This window comes from Burkholderia sp. AU15512 (assembly GCF_002223325.1).
GTDB lineage: Bacteria > Pseudomonadota > Gammaproteobacteria > Burkholderiales > Burkholderiaceae > Burkholderia.
Map to the genome: position 1 here is coordinate 1 of NZ_NKEX01000002.1, position 19,648 is coordinate 19,648.

Annotated in this window: 12 protein-coding genes, 4 tRNA genes and 1 rRNA gene; all 17 read left to right on the forward strand. The window is 61.2% G+C overall.

The window, feature by feature from the left end; genetic code table 11:
- The first annotated feature begins 4 nt into the window (after positions 1-4).
- The 17 genes from rrf to rpsG all read left to right on the forward strand — a co-directional run bounded on the left by rrf (position 5) and on the right by rpsG (position 19,589).
- A 5S ribosomal RNA gene (rrf, locus tag CFB43_RS01420) occupies positions 5-117 on the forward strand.
- 2,191 nt (positions 118-2,308) lie between these two features.
- Positions 2,309-2,394 (forward strand) — tRNA-Tyr (locus CFB43_RS01425).
- A 44-nt stretch (positions 2,395-2,438) separates the two neighbouring features.
- Positions 2,439-2,512, forward strand: a tRNA-Gly gene (locus CFB43_RS01430).
- A gap of 24 nt (positions 2,513-2,536) precedes the next feature.
- Positions 2,537-2,611: transfer RNA gene (locus tag CFB43_RS01435), tRNA-Thr, on the forward strand.
- A 66-nt stretch (positions 2,612-2,677) separates the two neighbouring features.
- Positions 2,678-3,868, forward strand: a complete 1,191-nt coding sequence (gene tuf / locus CFB43_RS01440; protein WP_011350666.1) for an elongation factor Tu — start codon at positions 2,678-2,680, stop codon at positions 3,866-3,868.
- Positions 3,869-3,927: 59 nt separating this feature from the next.
- A tRNA-Trp gene (locus CFB43_RS01445) sits at positions 3,928-4,003 on the forward strand.
- 43 nt (positions 4,004-4,046) lie between these two features.
- Complete coding sequence (gene secE / locus CFB43_RS01450; RefSeq protein WP_006482892.1) at positions 4,047-4,427, forward strand: preprotein translocase subunit SecE; 381 nt, start codon at positions 4,047-4,049, stop codon at positions 4,425-4,427.
- A gap of 1 nt (position 4,428) precedes the next feature.
- Positions 4,429-4,986 carry a transcription termination/antitermination protein NusG gene (gene nusG, locus CFB43_RS01455; protein ID WP_006400672.1) on the forward strand — a complete coding sequence of 186 codons (558 nt, stop codon included), beginning with the start codon at positions 4,429-4,431 and terminating at the stop codon, positions 4,984-4,986.
- Between the two features lie 142 nt (positions 4,987-5,128).
- Entirely contained in the window at positions 5,129-5,560 is a 432-nt protein-coding gene (rplK, locus tag CFB43_RS01460; RefSeq protein WP_006477201.1) for a 50S ribosomal protein L11, read from the forward strand.
- Complete coding sequence (rplA, locus tag CFB43_RS01465; RefSeq protein ID WP_006482906.1) at positions 5,561-6,259, forward strand: 50S ribosomal protein L1; 699 nt, start codon at positions 5,561-5,563, stop codon at positions 6,257-6,259.
- A gap of 308 nt (positions 6,260-6,567) precedes the next feature.
- Entirely contained in the window at positions 6,568-7,065 is a 498-nt protein-coding gene (rplJ, locus tag CFB43_RS01470; RefSeq protein ID WP_021161756.1) for a 50S ribosomal protein L10, read from the forward strand.
- A 63-nt stretch (positions 7,066-7,128) separates the two neighbouring features.
- On the forward strand, positions 7,129-7,503 hold the full coding sequence (rplL, locus tag CFB43_RS01475; RefSeq protein ID WP_021161757.1) for a 50S ribosomal protein L7/L12: 375 nt from the start codon (positions 7,129-7,131) through the stop codon (positions 7,501-7,503).
- A gap of 377 nt (positions 7,504-7,880) precedes the next feature.
- Positions 7,881-11,987 carry a DNA-directed RNA polymerase subunit beta gene (gene rpoB, locus CFB43_RS01480; protein ID WP_039339224.1) on the forward strand — a complete coding sequence of 1,369 codons (4,107 nt, stop codon included), beginning with the start codon at positions 7,881-7,883 and terminating at the stop codon, positions 11,985-11,987.
- Between the two features lie 21 nt (positions 11,988-12,008).
- Positions 12,009-16,253: a DNA-directed RNA polymerase subunit beta' gene (gene rpoC, locus CFB43_RS01485; protein ID WP_046544763.1), complete on the forward strand. Its 4,245-nt coding sequence runs from the start codon at positions 12,009-12,011 to the stop codon at positions 16,251-16,253.
- Positions 16,254-16,490: 237 nt separating this feature from the next.
- Positions 16,491-18,338, forward strand: coding sequence for a DNA helicase RecQ (gene recQ, locus CFB43_RS01490; RefSeq protein WP_089424299.1), 1,848 nt, complete (start codon positions 16,491-16,493; stop codon positions 18,336-18,338).
- A 227-nt stretch (positions 18,339-18,565) separates the two neighbouring features.
- Positions 18,566-18,946 (forward strand): 30S ribosomal protein S12, encoded by a 381-nt coding sequence (gene rpsL, locus CFB43_RS01500; RefSeq protein WP_006400662.1) that lies wholly within the window; start codon positions 18,566-18,568, stop codon positions 18,944-18,946.
- 172 nt (positions 18,947-19,118) lie between these two features.
- Positions 19,119-19,589 (forward strand): 30S ribosomal protein S7, encoded by a 471-nt coding sequence (gene rpsG / locus CFB43_RS01505; protein ID WP_006477195.1) that lies wholly within the window; start codon positions 19,119-19,121, stop codon positions 19,587-19,589.
- The last annotated feature ends 59 nt before the right edge of the window (positions 19,590-19,648 follow it).

The following is a 19,648-nucleotide window of genomic DNA, read 5'->3' on the forward strand; positions in this document are numbered from 1 at the left end:
TTTGCCTGATGACCATAGCGAGTCGGTCCCACCCCTTCCCATCCCGAACAGGACCGTGAAACGACTCTACGCCGATGATAGTGCGGATTCCCGTGTGAAAGTAGGTAATCGTCAGGCTCCCTAAGCCAGAAACCCCCGCCCGAAAGGCGGGGGTTTTTGCATTGGCGCGGCGGAAATGCACGGGGGCGCGGAGTGGCGGCCTAGCCACATCCAGGCGCCGAATGCGTCGATTCAGACACCTGCCGTTCCCGAGAACTCGCAGCGCCGCGCTACAGATCAAACCGATCGAGCTGCTCCCGCACTGGGAGTTGGCGTTGGCTGAAACCCACATTCAAACATTCATCCTCCCGCTGCTCGCGACGATTGCGGCCAGGTCGAGTAGCGACTCCATCTCGCGTATCTGGCTACCGCTCAGGGCAGATTTGAGCGTTGCCGGGCTGCGGCCCGGTGGAGCATCGCCAACTCCTCGATTGCCGATTATTGGGCATCGTTCAGCGGCATATCGAGCTCATCCTCGGCCAAAAGTCACTATTGCAATTTCGTGCCTATCAAGCATGTCGCGGCCCCCGTCACCACAACGAGCCCTCGGCATGCGGGGCAACGGGGCCCTCTATCGGACGTTTGGCGCGTTCTCGCTGCGCGCGCTGAGTGGCTGATGCCCATCGAGCGGACGAAGTCGAATCGCGCCGTGAATCTCATTGTGTAGCCATTCAGGGTTGTTTATGACTCAATTGGTTGCATCTTCGCTCAAGTCGGTTTGAGCGACGGAACGGGCGCGTGTAACCCACCGGATGGACATGGGCGCTGCTAGCGCGAACCTGCGTCCGCGAGTTCGTCGACCCGATAGCATCAGAAATCCGCGCTGTTCCGTTTGACGAGCACGGGCTGCCCGTCTCGCACCGCATCGATTTCTTCGATGAGTGAATAGGCCGTGCCGCCAAAGCAGTCTCGCCCATTACCCATAACGCGAAGTGCTTGCCGCCGGCGTCGATGCCGGTCGATCGCACCGTGCATGCGGTACTCGGATCCCGGAGTGCGGAGCCATTGCCCGGCGAAAACTGACGGGTCGTGTTCCTGCCTTGATTTCGGGTTAGCACGACCAACGCCGGGCAGCGAGCGATCGATGTCGGAGACTGGATGTCGCACGCCAGCTTTCCGTCGTCGTCGGATGGATGCGGAGCGGAGAACGCGCCGGCGTCGAATCCTGCGCAGGTACTAGCGTTCAGCTGCACGATGCGGGCATCGTCCGGGCATGCGGGATGTCATGCGTATGCCGTGGATTCGCTGCGGTAGGCCAACCAGATGCTGACGTTGGTCGGCTTGCATGATGGCGAAGGAGTGGGCGGCACATTGCAGAATGCTCGCCGAGATCACGTCGACAAGCCCGCGGGCAGGCCGAGGCGGGACCGCATATCATCGCCGAGTAGTGGCTGCAATGCGTCGCTTCAGGCTGGGCCGCCGGACTCACCTTCTGACGCACTATCGCCTGCGCCGACGAGGTACGTGGACGCATCGTTGAGCAGCCACGCATAGGCGATTGCATCTTGCTCAGCGGGACGCCCCAACGAAACCGACGTGTGCCGAACCGAGGCACCGGGCATCGAGCGCGGGTTTCAGTCGGTCATATGCGACGAGCAATGAAGCTGCCGCGCTGCGTCCCGGGGCGTGGCTGTCGGCAGTGCCTGATGGCGGAGCCTGGTGATCGTGCTCGATCGACACCAGGCATCCGACGGACCCGCGACATGCGCGGTCAAAGCCGTGAAGGTCATCGCAAGGGCAAGCAGGCGCATGAGGATCGGAACCGGAGGCGGGCAGCTGTCCTGCGATGGTATCGCGGCCGTGGCTGAAGTCGGCTAGGGTCGGTGGCGCGCCCACCACTTCCTGTCGGTTGCCGTGGCCGCAGGATCCGATGCAGTTGCTGGAAAACACCCGAAAGCCTCGACACGTCATCCCCCCGCAGGTCCGGTCAGACAACCGGTGAGATTGGAAGCGATATCCCTTGAAATATCGGGGGGCATATCAGCGAATCCACTCGGCACGAAATTTGCGGAAATTTTTCGCTTACCCGCTTGGCAGAGCGCGTAAGAGGTCGTATGATGGCGGTCTTTCGTTTTCAGCGTAGATGCAGATCGACGTTGAGGGCGGAGTCTGACGAAGATGTGGCATTGATCAGCAGTACCCATGCTTGCCTTAGCCGGGCAAGGGCGGGAGATCGGTGGTCAGGCAGGTGTCGGGAAGAAAGTAAAAATAATCTTCCGGATCCGCTTGACAGAAGTGCGATGCACCCCCATAATCGTCAGTTCTCTACGGAGGGGTGCCCGAGTGGCTAAAGGGGGCAGACTGTAAATCTGTTGGCTTACGCCTACGTTGGTTCGAATCCAACCTCCTCCACCAAGATTATCAGCGCAGTGAGCGGTAAGGAATCGTTTGTGGCCCGTGCGGGTGTAGCTCAATGGTAGAGCAGAAGCCTTCCAAGCTTACGACGAGGGTTCGATTCCCTTCACCCGCTCCAGACCGCGAAGTTGAAGCGTAAAGCGCCCATGTGGCTCAGTGGTAGAGCACTCCCTTGGTAAGGGAGAGGTCGGCAGTTCGATCCTGCCCATGGGCACCAGCAGTAAAAAGTCAGTGTCTTGTTTGCGCGCGGCGCAACCTGTGAAATTCCTTCTGGGAGTCGAAAATGGCCAAGGGTAAATTTGAGCGGACCAAGCCGCACGTGAACGTTGGTACGATTGGTCACGTTGACCACGGCAAGACGACGCTGACGGCAGCGATCACGACGGTTCTGACGAAGAAGTTCGGCGGCGAAGCGAAGGCATACGACCAGATCGACGCGGCACCGGAAGAAAAGGCGCGCGGCATCACGATCAACACGGCACACGTCGAGTACGAAACGGCTAACCGCCACTACGCACACGTCGACTGCCCGGGCCACGCTGACTATGTGAAGAACATGATCACGGGCGCAGCGCAGATGGACGGCGCGATCCTGGTTTGCTCGGCAGCAGACGGCCCGATGCCGCAAACGCGCGAGCACATCCTGCTGGCACGTCAGGTTGGCGTTCCGTACATCATCGTGTTCCTGAACAAGTGCGACATGGTGGACGACGCTGAACTGCTCGAGCTGGTCGAGATGGAAGTTCGCGAACTCCTGTCGAAGTACGACTTCCCGGGCGACGACACGCCGATCGTGAAGGGTTCGGCCAAGCTGGCGCTGGAAGGCGACACGGGCGAGCTGGGCGAAGTGGCGATCATGAGCCTGGCCGACGCGCTGGACACGTACATCCCGACGCCGGAGCGTGCAGTTGACGGCGCGTTCCTGATGCCGGTTGAAGACGTGTTCTCGATCTCGGGCCGTGGTACGGTCGTGACGGGTCGCGTTGAGCGCGGCATCGTGAAGGTCGGCGAAGAAATCGAAATCGTCGGTATCAAGCCGACGGTGAAGACGACCTGCACGGGCGTTGAAATGTTCCGCAAGCTGCTGGACCAAGGTCAAGCAGGCGACAACGTTGGTATCCTGCTGCGCGGCACGAAGCGTGAAGACGTGGAGCGTGGCCAGGTTCTGGCGAAGCCGGGTTCGATCACGCCGCACACGCACTTCACGGCTGAAGTGTACGTGCTGAGCAAGGACGAAGGCGGCCGTCACACGCCGTTCTTCAACAACTACCGTCCGCAGTTCTACTTCCGTACGACGGACGTGACGGGCTCGATCGAGCTGCCGAAGGACAAGGAAATGGTGATGCCGGGCGACAACGTGTCGATCACGGTGAAGCTGATTGCTCCGATCGCGATGGAAGAAGGTCTGCGCTTCGCAATCCGCGAAGGCGGCCGTACGGTCGGCGCCGGTGTCGTCGCCAAGATCATCGAGTAAGCCAGTTATTCGTTGATCGACAGTTTTGGGGCTGGCAACAGCCAGCCCCAGCATGGTTTAGGGGTATAGCTCAACTGGCAGAGCGTCGGTCTCCAAAACCGAAGGTTGGGGGTTCGATTCCCTCTGCCCCTGCCAAAAAATAGCCACGTGTCCTACGTGGCATTTGTTTTAAGGTGTTATGGCGAATCCATCCGTCGAAACTGTAAATACCTCCGGCGATAAGCTGATGCTGGCCCTGGGTGTATTGTTGGTCTTGGCCGGATTCGTGGGCTTCTTCTGGCTGGCCAATCAGCAATGGTATGTCCGCGGTGCTGCGTTGGCGGTAGGTATCATCGCCGGCGTTGCCGTCGGGCTGATGTCCGCACCTGGCAAGAGTCTCATCGCCTTTGCCAAGGATTCGTACAAGGAAGTCCGGAAGGTCGTTTGGCCCACCCGCAAGGAAGCAACGCAAACCACACTCGTCGTGTTCGGTTTCGTGCTCGTGATGGCGATTTTCCTCTGGTTGAGTGACAAATCGATCGAATGGGTGATTTTCTCGGCGATTCTGGGTTGGAAATGATATGAGCGATACTCCGGCATCCCCGAGCGGAAAACGTTGGTACGTCGTGCACGCCTACTCCGGTATGGAGAAGAGCGTGCAGCGTGCGCTTCAGGAGCGCATCGAACGTGCTGGCATGCAGGACAAATTCGGTCAGATCCTGGTCCCGACCGAAGAAGTGGTCGAAGTCAAAGGCGGCCACAAGGCAGTGACTGAGCGTCGTTTCTTCCCCGGCTACGTGCTGGTTGAGATGGAGATGACGGACGAAACGTGGCACCTCGTGAAGAACACCGCGAAGGTCACCGGTTTCGTCGGCGGTGCGCGCAACCGTCCGACCCCGATTTCCCCGAAGGAAGTCGAGAAGATCATGTCGCAGATGCAGGAAGGCGTTGAGAAGCCGCGCCCGAAGACCCTGTTCGAAGTCGGCGAGATGGTGCGTGTCAAGGAAGGCCCGTTCACGGACTTCAACGGCACCGTCGAAGAAGTCAACTACGAAAAATCGCGCGTGCGTGTGTCGGTCACCATCTTTGGCCGATCCACCCCGGTCGAACTCGAGTTCGGCCAGGTCGAAAAAGTTTGATCCCGATTCGGTGGGCAGCCTCGGCTGCCCACCTTCGCGCTTACGGTCCGCGTCATGGCCGTTGAGGAGCGTCAGTAGCCAGTGGCGAAAGCGCGTTATCACTCACCGAACGCCTTCTCCGGCGTTCCAATGAGGTTCACAAATGGCAAAGAAGATTATCGGCTTTATCAAGCTGCAGATCCCTGCAGGTAAAGCCAACCCGTCGCCGCCGGTCGGTCCGGCACTGGGCCAGCGCGGCCTGAACATCATGGAGTTCTGCAAGGCGTTCAACGCGCAGACTCAAGGCATGGAGCCGGGTCTGCCGGTGCCGGTGGTCATCACGGCATTCGCTGACAAGAGCTTCACGTTCGTGATGAAGACGCCGCCTGCGACCGTCCTGATCAAGAAGGCGGCGAAGGTGGACAAGGGCTCGAGCAAGCCGCACACCGACAAGGTCGGTTCGATCACGCGCGCTCAAGCTGAAGAAATCGCGAAGACCAAGATGCCGGACCTTACGGCAGCTGATCTGGACGCAGCCGTTCGCACCATCGCTGGTAGCGCACGCTCGATGGGCATCACTGTGGAGGGCGTGTAAATGGCTAAGATCTCCAAGCGCCGTCAGGCATTTGCCGCCAAGGTTGATCGTCAGAAGCTGTACGCGATCGAAGACGCACTGAGCCTCGTGAAGGAATGCGCGAGCGCGAAGTTCGACGAGTCGATCGACGTCGCAGTCCAGCTCGGCATCGATGCGAAGAAGTCGGATCAAGTCGTTCGTGGTTCGGTCGTTCTGCCGGCAGGTACGGGCAAGTCGGTTCGCGTTGCTGTGTTCGCGCAAGGCGAGAAGGCTGAGCAAGCGCGTGCAGCAGGCGCGGAAATCGTTGGTATGGAAGACCTGGCAGAGCAGATCAAGGCTGGCCAAATGGACTTCGACATCGTGATCGCTTCGCCGGACACGATGCGTATCGTCGGTACGCTCGGTCAGATCCTGGGCCCGCGCGGCCTGATGCCGAACCCGAAGGTCGGCACGGTCACGCCGGACGTCGCAACCGCCGTCAAGAACGCGAAGGCTGGTCAGGTGCAATTCCGTGTCGACAAGGCCGGTATCATCCACGCGACCATCGGCCGTGCATCGTTCGAACCGACCGCACTGCGTTCGAACCTGTCGGCACTGATCGAAGCGCTGCAGAAGGCAAAGCCGGCAACGAGCAAGGGCGTCTACCTGCGCAAGATCGCACTGTCGAGCACGATGGGCGTCGGCGTGCGTGTGGACCAGGCTACGCTGGCAGCACAGTAAGCAAGTATTCGGGCCGCTTCGTTCGCGAAGCGGCCTACATGGGCTTTGGGCGGTTGTTCGTGCGGTAGGGCGGGCAACCGGTTATCAAAGACCGTTGGTGGGGCGCAGCAGTCAGGTGTTCCCTTAATTCAAGCCAACGCAGATGGCGAACCCGAAAAAGTTTTGCAGTGGTGAAGCCGCAGGCCGCGAAGCGATTCCCGGCGTGAGGTGGAAATACTCCTAACGAGGTCGGACGCCGTTGTTGAACGAGGTACGTGAGGTTTCGGCCATGCCGGCCGCGCCGAACGTATCGTTTCTGGAGGCTAACCGTGCCGCTTAATAGAGAAGACAAGCAAGCCGTCGTCGCTGAGGTTTCCGCGCAAGTCGCGAAGGCCCAGACCGTTGTGCTGGCTGAGTATCGTGGAATTGCGGTTGGCGATCTGACCAAGCTGCGCGCGAAAGCGCGTGAGCAACAGGTTTACCTGCGCGTGTTGAAGAACACGCTGGCGCGTCGCGCTGTTGAAGGTACCCCGTTTGCTCCGCTGGCAGAGCAGATGACTGGCCCGTTGATCTACGGCATCTCGGAAGATGCAATTGCTGCTGCTAAGGTCGTCAACGACTTCAGCAAGAGCAATGACAAGTTGGTCATCAAGGCTGGTTCGTTCGATGGCAAGGTGATGGACAAGGCTGGCGTGCAAGCGCTGGCAAGCATCCCGAGCCGCGAAGAACTGCTCTCGAAGCTGCTGTTCGTTATGCAATCGCCTGTTTCGGGCTTCGCGCGCGCTCTGGCCGCGCTGGCCGAGAAGAAGCAAGCGGAAGCTGCGTAATCGAGCGTGCATCAGCGTCATTGATCGCTGGCTGTATCCGAATTCAATTTAGGAGTATTTCAAATGGCAATCGCAAAAGAAGACATCCTGGCAGCAGTCGAAGGGATGACCGTTCTGGAACTGAACGAACTGGTCAAGGCATTCGAAGAGAAGTTTGGCGTGTCGGCAGCTGCAGTGGCAGTCGCTGGCCCGGCAGGCGGCGGCGCAGCTGCTGCAGCAGAAGAAAAGACCGAATTCACGGTCGTTCTGGCTGAAGCAGGCAGCAACAAGGTTGCAGTCATCAAGGCAGTTCGCGAACTGACGGGCCTGGGCCTGAAGGAAGCGAAGGACGTCGTTGACGGCGCACCGAAGGCTGTCAAGGAAGGCGTCGACAAGGCTGCTGCTGAAGAAGCCAAGAAGAAGCTGGAAGAAGCAGGCGCGAAGGTCGAAGTCAAGTAAGTTTCGGCGCGCTGTGCGAAGGCTGGCGGTATTTTCACCGCCGGCCTTTTTGTGCTTTGTGGGGACGTTATTCTGGCACTCATTCGGGAGCCCGAATAATCGGCCCCAGAAGCCAAAGAAAACCGCCTGATCGTTGTCATTGGTCACGAATGGCGGTTCTCTTTGTCTTCTGAAGCGACTGCAGAAGGCAAGTTTGGTCGGGTAGCGGGCAACACAGGCATCCGCTGCCGTCAGCCAGCGGTTGGTAGCGGCCAACCACCAAGCTTCTCGGCTCGTTCAAGCCGTCGGACGGCCATCGGGTCTCAGTCGGTGAACACTCGGGTTTGAAACGTCCAGGTATTCCGCCTCGATAGCACCCGCCGTGATTCGGAGATCGTATGCAATATTCCTTCACCGAGAAGAAGCGCATTCGCAAGAGTTTCGCGAAGCGCCCCATCGTTCACCAAGTTCCTTTCTTGCTGGCTACCCAGCTTGAATCATTCAGCACGTTTCTGCAAGCCGATGTGCCGGCCACGCAACGCAAGCCTGAAGGTTTGCAGGCCGCGTTCACATCGGTATTTCCCATTGTTTCGCACAACGGTTTCGCACGTCTCGAGTTCGTGAGCTATGCGTTGTCCGCGCCGGCATTCAACATCAAGGAATGCCAGCAGCGCGGCCTGACGTACTGCTCCGCGCTGCGCGCGAAGGTCCGCCTTGTCATTCTCGACAAGGAATCGCCGAACAAGCCGGTCGTCAAGGAAGTGAAAGAGCAGGAAGTGTACATGGGCGAAATTCCGCTCATGACGCCGACGGGCTCGTTCGTCATCAACGGCACCGAGCGTGTCATCGTCTCGCAGCTGCACCGTTCGCCGGGCGTGTTCTTCGAACACGACAAGGGCAAGACGCACAGCTCGGGCAAGCTGCTGTTCTCGGCACGGATCATTCCGTACCGCGGCTCGTGGCTCGACTTCGAATTCGATCCGAAGGACATCCTGTACTTCCGCGTCGACCGTCGCCGCAAGATGCCGGTCACGATCCTGCTGAAGGCCATCGGCCTCACGCCGGAACAGATCCTCGCGAACTTCTTCGTGTTCGACAACTTCACGCTGATGGACGAAGGCGCACAACTCGAGTTCGTGCCCGAGCGCCTGCGTGGTGAAGTCGCGCGCTTCGACATCACGGATCGTGATGGCAAGGTCATCGTCCAGAAGGACAAGCGGATCAACGCGAAGCACATTCGCGACCTCGAAGCCGCGAAGACCAAGTTCATCTCGGTGCCGGAAGACTATCTGCTCGGCCGCGTGCTGGCGAAGAACGTCGTCGACGGCGACACCGGCGAAGTGATCGCGAGCGCGAACGACGAAGTCACGGAAAGCGTGCTCGAGAAGCTGCGCGAAGCGGGCATCAAGGACATCCAGACGCTCTACACGAACGATCTGGACCAGGGCCCGTACATCTCGTCGACGCTGCGTGTCGACGAAACGACCGACAAGACGGCCGCGCGCATCGCGATCTACCGCATGATGCGTCCGGGCGAGCCGCCGACCGAAGAAGCGGTCGAGGCACTGTTCAACCGTCTGTTCTACAGCGAAGAAGCGTACGACCTGTCGAAGGTCGGCCGTATGAAGTTCAACCGCCGCGTCAGCCGTGACGAGATCACCGGCCCGATGACGCTGCAGGACGACGACATCCTCGCGACGATCAAGATCCTCGTCGAGCTGCGCAACGGCAAGGGCGAAGTGGACGACATCGACCACCTCGGCAACCGTCGTGTGCGTTGCGTCGGCGAACTGGCGGAAAACCAGTTCCGCGCAGGTCTCGTGCGTGTCGAGCGCGCGGTCAAGGAACGCCTCGGCCAAGCCGAAAGCGAAAACCTGATGCCGCACGACCTGATCAACTCGAAGCCGATTTCGTCGGCGATCCGCGAGTTCTTCGGTTCGTCGCAGCTGTCGCAGTTCATGGACCAGACCAACCCGCTGTCGGAAATCACGCACAAGCGTCGTGTTTCCGCACTGGGCCCGGGCGGTCTGACGCGCGAACGCGCAGGCTTTGAAGTCCGCGACGTGCACCCGACCCACTATGGCCGCGTGTGCCCGATCGAAACGCCGGAAGGTCCGAACATCGGCCTGATCAACTCGCTCGCACTGTATGCGCACCTGAACGAGTATGGCTTCCTCGAGACGCCGTACCGCAAGGTCGTGGACAGCAAGGTGACCGACCAGATCGATTACCTGTCGGCGATCGAAGAAGGCCGCTACATGATCGCTCAGGCAAACGCCGCGATCGACGAGAACGGCCAGCTGATCGACGAACTCGTGTCGTCGCGGGAAGCCGGCGAAACGATGATGGTCACGCCGGACCGTATCCAGTACATGGACGTCGCGCCGTCGCAGATCGTGTCGGTGGCAGCTTCGCTGATTCCGTTCCTCGAGCACGATGACGCGAACCGTGCGCTGATGGGTTCGAACATGCAGCGTCAGGCCGTGCCGTGTCTGCGTCCGGAAAAGCCGGTCGTCGGTACGGGCATCGAGCGCACCTGTGCGGTCGACTCGGGTACGACGGTTCAGGCGTTCCGCGGCGGCGTCGTCGACTATGTCGATGCAGGCCGTATCGTGATTCGCGTGAACGACGACGAAGCAGTCGCAGGTGAAGTCGGTGTCGACATCTACAACCTGATCAAGTACACGCGTTCGAACCAGAACACGAACATCAACCAGCGTCCGATCGTGAAGATGGGCGACAAGGTCTCGCGCGGCGACGTGCTGGCCGACGGCGCCTCGACGGACCTGGGTGAGCTCGCGCTCGGCCAGAACATGCTGATCGCGTTCATGCCGTGGAACGGCTACAACTTCGAGGATTCGATCCTGATCTCGGAGAAGGTCGTGGCCGACGATCGCTACACGTCGATCCACATCGAAGAGCTGAACGTCGTTGCACGCGACACGAAGCTCGGGCCGGAAGAAATCACGCGCGACATCTCGAATCTGGCGGAAGTCCAGCTCGGCCGTCTCGACGAATCGGGCATCGTGTACATCGGTGCTGAAGTCGAAGCAGGCGACGTGCTGGTCGGCAAGGTCACGCCGAAGGGCGAGACCCAGCTGACGCCGGAAGAAAAGCTGCTGCGCGCGATCTTCGGCGAGAAGGCCTCGGACGTGAAGGACACGTCGCTGCGCGTGCCGTCGGGCATGAGCGGCACCGTGATCGACGTCCAGGTGTTCACGCGTGAAGGCATCCAGCGCGACAAGCGTGCGCAACAGATCATCGACGACGAACTGAAGCGTTACCGTCTCGACCTGAACGACCAGCTGCGCATCGTGGAAGGCGACGCGTTCCAGCGTCTCGCACGCATGCTCGTGGGCAAGGTCGCGAACGGCGGTCCGAAGAAGCTCGCGAAGGGCACGAAGATCGACCAGGCTTACCTGGAAGACCTCGACCACTACCACTGGTTCGACATCCGCCTCGCGGACGACGAAGCAGCGGCGCAGCTCGAAGCGATCAAGAACTCGATCGAAGAAAAGCGTCACCAGTTCGACCTCGCGTTCGAAGAGAAGCGCAAGAAGCTCACGCAAGGCGACGAACTGCCGCCGGGCGTGCTGAAGATGGTCAAGGTGTACCTCGCGGTCAAGCGTCGCCTGCAGCCTGGCGACAAGATGGCAGGCCGTCACGGTAACAAGGGTGTCGTGTCGAAGATCGTCCCGATCGAAGACATGCCGTACATGGCCGATGGCCGTCCGGCAGACGTCGTGCTGAACCCGCTGGGCGTTCCGTCGCGGATGAACGTGGGTCAGGTTCTGGAAGTGCACCTCGGCTGGGCCGCGAAGGGCCTCGGCTGGCGTATCGGCGAAATGCTGCAGCGTCAGGCGAAGATCGAGGAACTGCGCGTGTTCCTGACGAAGATCTACAACGACTCGGGCCGCCAGGAAGACCTGGAAAGCTTCACCGACGAAGAGATCCTCGAACTCGCGAAGAACCTGCGCGAAGGCGTGCCGTTCGCAACGCCGGTGTTCGACGGTGCGACCGAGGAAGAAATGGGCAAGATGCTCGACCTCGCGTTCCCGGACGACATCGCTGAACAGCTCGGCATGAACCCGTCGAAGAACCAGGTCCGTCTGTACGACGGCCGCACGGGTGAAATGTTCGAACGTCGCGTGACGCTCGGCTACATGCACTACCTGAAGCTGCACCACTTGGTCGACGACAAGATGCACGCGCGTTCGACCGGCCCGTACTCGCTCGTCACGCAGCAGCCGCTGGGTGGTAAGGCGCAGTTCGGTGGCCAGCGTTTCGGTGAAATGGAAGTGTGGGCACTCGAAGCGTACGGCGCGTCCTACGTGCTGCAGGAAATGCTGACGGTGAAGTCGGACGACGTGACCGGCCGGACGAAGGTGTACGAAAACCTCGTCAAGGGCGATCACGTGATCGATGCAGGCATGCCGGAATCCTTCAACGTGCTCGTGAAGGAAATCCGCTCGCTCGGTATCGATATCGATCTCGACCGCAATTAATCGGACTACGGAGAGAAAGCAATGAAAGCTCTGCTCGATCTATTCAAGCAAGTCCAACAGGAAGAAGTTTTCGACGCGATCAAGATCGGTCTGGCCTCGCCGGACAAGATCCGTTCGTGGTCGTTCGGCGAAGTGAAGAAGCCGGAGACCATCAACTACCGTACGTTCAAGCCGGAACGCGATGGTCTCTTCTGCGCGAAGATCTTCGGGCCGATCAAGGACTACGAGTGCCTGTGCGGCAAGTACAAGCGTCTGAAGCACCGCGGCGTGATCTGCGAGAAGTGCGGCGTCGAAGTGACGCTGGCGAAGGTGCGTCGCGAACGGATGGGCCACATCGAGCTGGCCTCGCCGGTCGCTCACATCTGGTTCCTGAAGTCGCTGCCGTCGCGTCTGGGCATGGTGCTCGACATGACGCTGCGCGACATCGAACGCGTGCTGTACTTCGAAGCCTATGTGGTGATCGAACCGGGCATGACGCCGCTGAAGGCGCGGCAGATCATGACCGAAGAGGATTACTACAACAAGGTCGAGGAATACGGCGACGAATTCCGTGCCGAAATGGGCGCGGAAGGCGTGCGTGAACTGCTGCGCGCGATCAACATCGACGAGCAGGTCGAGACGCTGCGCACCGAGCTGAAGAACACCGGCTCGGAAGCGAAGATCAAGAAGTACGCGAAGCGCCTGAAGGTCCTCGAGGCATTCCAGCGCTCGGGCATCAAGCCCGAGTGGATGATCCTCGAAGTGCTGCCGGTGCTGCCGCCGGAACTGCGTCCGCTCGTGCCGCTGGACGGCGGCCGTTTCGCGACGTCGGACCTGAACGACCTGTATCGCCGCGTGATCAACCGTAACAACCGGTTGAAGCGCCTGCTCGAGCTGAAGGCACCTGAAATCATCGTCCGCAACGAAAAGCGGATGCTGCAGGAAGCCGTCGACTCGCTGCTCGACAACGGTCGTCGCGGCAAGGCGATGACGGGCGCGAACAAGCGTCCGCTGAAGTCGCTCGCCGACATGATCAAGGGTAAGGGCGGTCGTTTCCGTCAGAACCTGCTGGGCAAGCGCGTCGACTACTCGGGCCGTTCGGTCATCGTGGTCGGCCCGACGCTGAAGCTGCACCAGTGCGGCCTGCCGAAGCTGATGGCGCTCGAGCTGTTCAAGCCGTTCATCTTCAACAAGCTGGAAGTGATGGGTGTCGCGACGACCATCAAGGCTGCGAAGAAGGAAGTCGAGAACCAGACGCCGGTGGTGTGGGACATCCTCGAAGAGGTGATCCGCGAGCACCCGGTGATGCTGAACCGTGCGCCGACGCTGCACCGTCTCGGTATCCAGGCGTTCGAGCCGGTGCTGATCGAAGGCAAGGCAATTCAGCTGCACCCGCTCGTCTGCGCGGCGTTCAACGCCGACTTCGACGGTGACCAGATGGCCGTTCACGTGCCGCTGTCGCTCGAAGCGCAGATGGAAGCGCGTACGCTGATGCTGGCGTCGAACAACGTGCTGTTCCCGGCCAACGGCGATCCGTCGATCGTGCCGTCGCAGGATATCGTGCTGGGTCTGTACTACGCGACCCGCGAAGCGGTTAACGCCAAGGGCGAGGGCCTGTCGTTCACGGGCGTGTCGGAAGTGATCCGCGCGTACGAGAACAAGGAAGTCGAGCTGGCATCGCGTGTCAACGTGCGGATCACCGAAATGGTCCACAACGAAGACACGTCGGAAGGCGCACCGCCGTTCGTACCGAAGATCTCGCTGTACGCGACGACCGTCGGCCGCGCGATCCTGTCGGAGATCCTGCCGCACGGCCTGCCGTTCTCGGTGCTGAACAAGCCGCTGAAGAAGAAGGAAATCTCGCGCCTGATCAACACGGCGTTCCGCAAGTGCGGTCTGCGCGCGACGGTGGTGTTTGCCGACCAGCTGATGCAGTCGGGTTTCCGTCTCGCGACGCGTGCCGGTATTTCGATTTGCGTGGACGACATGCTCGTGCCGCCGCAGAAGGAAACGATCGTCGGCGACGCCGCGAAGAAGGTGAAGGAGTACGACCGCCAGTACATGTCGGGTCTCGTCACCGCGCAGGAACGCTACAACAACGTGGTCGACATCTGGTCGGCAACGTCGGAAGCGGTCGGCAAGGCGATGATGGAGCAGCTGTCGACGGAGCCGGTGACGGACCGCGACGGCAAGGAAACGCGCCAGGAATCGTTCAACTCGATCTACATGATGGCCGACTCGGGCGCCCGGGGTTCGGCGGTTCAGATTCGTCAGCTGGCCGGTATGCGAGGCCTGATGGCGAAGCCGGACGGCTCGATTATCGAGACGCCGATTACCGCGAACTTCCGCGAAGGTCTGAACGTGTTGCAGTACTTCATCTCGACCCACGGTGCACGTAAGGGTCTGGCTGATACGGCACTGAAGACCGCGAACTCGGGTTACCTGACGCGTCGTCTCGTCGACGTCACGCAGGATCTGGTCGTGGTGGAAGACGATTGCGGCACGTCGAACGGCGTGGCGATGAAGGCGCTCGTCGAAGGCGGTGAAGTCGTCGAAGCGCTGCGTGACCGTATCCTCGGCCGCGTTGCGGTGGCGGACGTCGTGAACCCGGAAACGCAGGAAACGGTGTACGAATCGGGCACGCTGCTCGACGAAACGGCGGTCGAGGAAATCGAACGCCTCGGCATCGACGAAGTGCGCGTGCGCACGCCGCTGACCTGCGAAACGCGCTACGGCCTGTGCGCGGCCTGCTACGGCCGTGACCTCGGCCGCGGCTCGCTCGTGAACGTCGGCGAAGCAGTCGGCGTGATCGCGGCACAGTCGATCGGTGAGCCGGGCACGCAGCTGACGATGCGTACGTTCCACATCGGTGGTGCGGCATCGCGTGCGGCAGTGGCTTCGTCGGTCGAAGCGAAGAGCAACGGTATCGTGCGCTTCACGGCGACGATGCGCTACGTCACGAACGCGAAGGGCGAGCAGATCGTCATTTCCCGTTCGGGCGAAGCGATGATCACCGACGATTTCGGTCGCGAGCGCGAGCGTCACAAAGTGCCGTACGGCGCGACGCTGCTGCAGCTCGACGGTGCGACGATCAAGGCAGGCACGCAGCTCGCCACGTGGGATCCGCTGACGCGTCCGATCATCACCGAGTACGGTGGTACGGTGAAGTTCGAGAACGTCGAGGAAGGCGTGACCGTCGCGAAGCAGATCGACGACGTGACCGGCCTGTCGACGCTGGTCGTGATCGACGTGAAGCGTCGTGGCTCGCAAGCTTCGAAGAGCGTGCGTCCGCAGGTCAAGCTGCTCGACGCGAACGGCGACGAAGTGAAGATTCCGGGCACGGAGCACGCGGTGCAGATCGGCTTCCAGGTCGGCGCACTGATCACCGTGAAGGATGGTCAGCAGGTGCAGGTCGGTGAAGTGCTCGCACGTATCCCGACGGAAGCGCAGAAGACGCGTGACATTACCGGCGGTCTGCCGCGGGTGGCGGAACTGTTCGAAGCGCGTTCGCCGAAGGATGCCGGCATTCTCGCGGAAGTCACCGGTACGACGTCGTTCGGTAAGGACACGAAGGGCAAGCAGCGTCTCGTCATCACGGACCTCGAAGGCAATCAGCACGAGTTCCTGATCGCGAAGGAAAAGCAGGTTCTGGTTCACGATGCCCAGGTGGTCAACAAGGGCGAAATGATCGTGGACGGTCCGGCCGATCCGCACGACATCCTGCGTCTGCAGGGTATCGAGGCGCTGTCGCGCTACATCGTCGACGAAGTGCAGGACGTGTATCGTCTGCAGGGCGTGAAGATCAACGACAAGCACATCGAGGTGATCGTTCGCCAGATGCTGCGTCGTGTGCAGATCACCGACAACGGTGATACGCGCTTCATCCCGGGCGAACAGGTCGAGCGTTCCGACATGCTGGACGAGAACGATCGCATGATCGCCGAGGACAAGCGTCCGGCTTCGTACGACAACGTGCTGCTCGGTATCACGAAGGCATCGCTGTCGACCGACTCGTTCATCTCCGCGGCATCGTTCCAGGAAACGACCCGCGTGCTGACCGAAGCGGCGATCATGGGCAAGCGCGACGATCTGCGTGGCCTGAAGGAAAACGTGATCGTCGGCCGTCTGATTCCGGCCGGTACGGGTCTCGCGTTCCACAAGGCGCGCAAGGCGAAGGAATCGTCGGATCGCGAGCGTTTCGACCAGATCGCAGCGGAAGAGGCATTCGACTTCGGCACGCCGAGCGCGCCGGCAGAAGAGCCGCAGCAACACCCGGCAGCCGAGTAAGTGCGGGCGGCGCGAGCCGCCTTGCCTTACCTTGCTGTCACCGAGACCGCCCGGTTATGCCGGGCGGTTTTTTTTCGTCTGTCGTTCATGCGCATGACGGGCCTGTCGCGCGGCTGTCGCAGCCCGTCATGCACACGAACGAACCCTGGCCGATCGGCCAAACCGCACGATTCGCCACGCGTCGCGCGAGCGGGTTGTTAAAATTGCGTCATCGTTTAGCCGTCCCTGTCCTCATTCATGTCCCGCGCCCTCGAAATCCTCGACGAAGTATTTGGTTACCCCGCCTTTCGCGGCCAGCAGGGCGAGATCGTCGAGCACGTCGCCGGCGGCGGCGATTGCCTCGTGCTGATGCCAACCGGCGGCGGCAAGTCGCTGTGCTATCAGATTCCCGCGTTGCTGCGCCGCGAAGCCGGGCAGGGCGCCGGCATCGTCGTGTCGCCGTTGATCGCGCTGATGCAGGACCAGGTCGCCGCGCTGAGCGAAGTGGGGGTGCGCGCCGCGTACCTGAATTCGACGCTGTCGGGCGCCGAGGCCGCGGCGACCGAGCGCGCGCTGCGCGAGGGCGAAATCGATCTGCTCTACGTCGCGCCGGAACGGCTGATGACGGGGCGTTTCCTCGATCTGCTCGAGCGCGCGAAGATCGGCCTGTTCGCGATCGACGAAGCGCACTGCGTGTCGCAATGGGGGCACGATTTCCGCCCGGAATATATCCAGCTGTCGGTGCTGCACGAGCGGTTTCCGTCGGTGCCGCGCATCGCGCTGACCGCCACGGCCGATGCGATCACGCGCGACGAGATCATCCACCGTCTCGCGCTCGACGATGCGCGCGTGTTCGTGTCGAGCTTCGACCGCCCGAACATCCGCTACCGGATCGTCGAAAAGGACAACGCGCGTTCGCAACTGCTCGATTTCATTCGCGCCGAGCACACGAATGCCGACGGTACGACCGATGCAGGCGTCGTCTATTGCCTGTCGCGCCGCAAGGTCGAGGAAACGGCCGAATGGCTGAAGGCGCAGGGCGTGCGTGCGCTGCCGTATCACGCGGGGATGGAGTTCGAGGTGCGGCAGAAGCATCAGGAAATGTTCCAGCGCGAGGAAGGTATCGTGATGTGCGCGACGATCGCGTTCGGCATGGGCATCGACAAGCCGGACGTGCGCTTCGTCGCGCACCTGGATCTGCCGAAGAGCGTCGAAGGCTACTACCAGGAGACGGGCCGCGCCGGCCGCGACGGGATGCCCGCGAATGCGTGGATGGCGTACGGCCTCGGCGACGTCGTCCAGCAGCGCAAGATGATCGACGAGTCCGATGCGGATGATGCGCACAAGCGCGTCCAGACGTCGAAGCTCGACGCGCTGCTCGGGCTGTGCGAGACGATCTCGTGCCGCCGCGTGAGGCTGCTGAACTACTTCGGCGAGGAGAGCAAGCCGTGCGGCAACTGCGACACGTGCCTCGAGCCGCCGGCTTCGTGGGACGCCACGCGTGAAGCGCAGATGGCGCTGTCCTGCGTGTTCCGCGCGCAGCGCGCGAGCGGTTTCAATTTCGGCTCGAGCCACCTGATCGAGATCCTGCGCGGCGGGCGCACCGAAAAGGTGTTGCAGCGCGGCCACGACCAGCTCACGACGTTCGGGATCGGCGCATCGCTGTCGGAGCCCGAATGGCGGGCGATTTTCCGGCAGCTCGTCGCGTACGGCTACCTGGCCGTCGATCATGGCGGCTTCGGCGCGCTCGTGCTGACCGAGGCCGCGAAGCCCGTGCTGAAGAACGAGGAGAAGGTCACGCTGCGCCGCTACGTGAAGCCGCAGCGCACGCGCCAGTCGTCAAGCCGCAGCGGTACGCGCGTCGACCCGACGGCCGGTATGGGCACCCGTGAGCGCGCACGATGGGATGCGCTGCGTGCGTGGCGTGCGGAAACGGCGAAAACGGACGGCGTGCCGGCCTACGTGATCTTCCACGACGCAACGCTCGCCGAGATCGCGCGCAACGCGCCGGAGACGATCGACGACCTGCGCCATATCCCCGGTATGGGCGTGCGCAAGCTCGAACGCTTCGGCGACGAGATCATCGACGTCGTCGAGTCCGCCTGACACAGGCGTTCCGACCCTTCCGGTAAACCACGCGTTCGGCGGATGAATCACGCAAGCCGTTGACTTAGTTGGTATTTCCGGAATATCATGCTGGGTTCCGGTATTCGGTGGGCCGAGTCGCGTTCCAAGGTTCGCACCCGTTTCGCCGGTTCGGAAGTCAACTGTGCGCCGATTCTCGCTTTGCCCGAAATCGATGCGCAGATTTTGTTCAATTTCAGGAATAAACAATGCCAACCATCAACCAACTGGTTCGCAAAGGCCGTCAGTCGGAAACGACGAAGAGCAAGAGCCCGGCCCTGCAGGACTGCCCCCAGCGTCGCGGCGTGTGCACCCGTGTGTACACGACGACGCCGAAGAAGCCGAACTCGGCACTCCGTAAGGTCGCCAAGGTTCGTCTGACGAACGGCTTCGAAGTGATTTCGTACATCGGCGGTGAAGGCCACAACCTGCAGGAACACTCGGTTGTGCTGATCCGCGGCGGCCGTGTGAAGGACTTGCCGGGTGTGCGTTACCACATGGTTCGCGGCTCGCTGGATACCCAGGGCGTCAAGGACCGTAAGCAAGCGCGCTCGAAGTACGGCGCGAAGCGTGCAAAGGCTGCCAAGTAAGCAGTTTTTGATCAGGGATCGCCACAGGGCGGTCAAGGCGGGAGTGCCGGATTGCCGGTGCTGTCGAGTAAGTGGTCACCCGGCCAAGCTGGTTAGTCGTGAAGATGTGATCGGGTTTGTTGGTGGCCGCGGAGCTGGAACCAGCTCCAACTGAACAGGTAAAGGAAGAATCATGCCGCGTCGTCGCGAAGTCCCCAAGCGGGAAGTGTTGCCGGATCCGAAGTTCGGTAACGTTGATGTAGCCAAGTTCATGAACATGCTGATGCTGTCCGGCAAGAAGTCGGTCGCAGAGCGCATCGTTTATGGCGCATTCGAACAAATCCAGACCAAGGGTGGCAAGGACCCGCTGGAAGTGTTCACGGTTGCGCTCAACAACGTCAAGCCGGTGGTCGAAGTGAAGAGCCGTCGCGTTGGTGGTGCCAACTATCAAGTTCCGGTCGAAGTGCGCCCGTCGCGTCGTATGGCATTGGCGATGCGCTGGCTGCGTGAGGCTGCGAAGAAGCGTAGCGAGAAGTCGATGGCCCTGCGTCTGGCAGGTGAACTCTCCGAAGCGGCCGAAGGCCGTGGCGGCGCGATGAAGAAGCGCGACGAAGTTCACCGCATGGCAGAAGCCAACCGCGCGTTCTCGCATTTCCGTTTCTAAGCGCCTGGCTGGGCTTTTAGCGGAAATAAATTCCGGGCGGGTGCGCTTTTCAGGCGCCT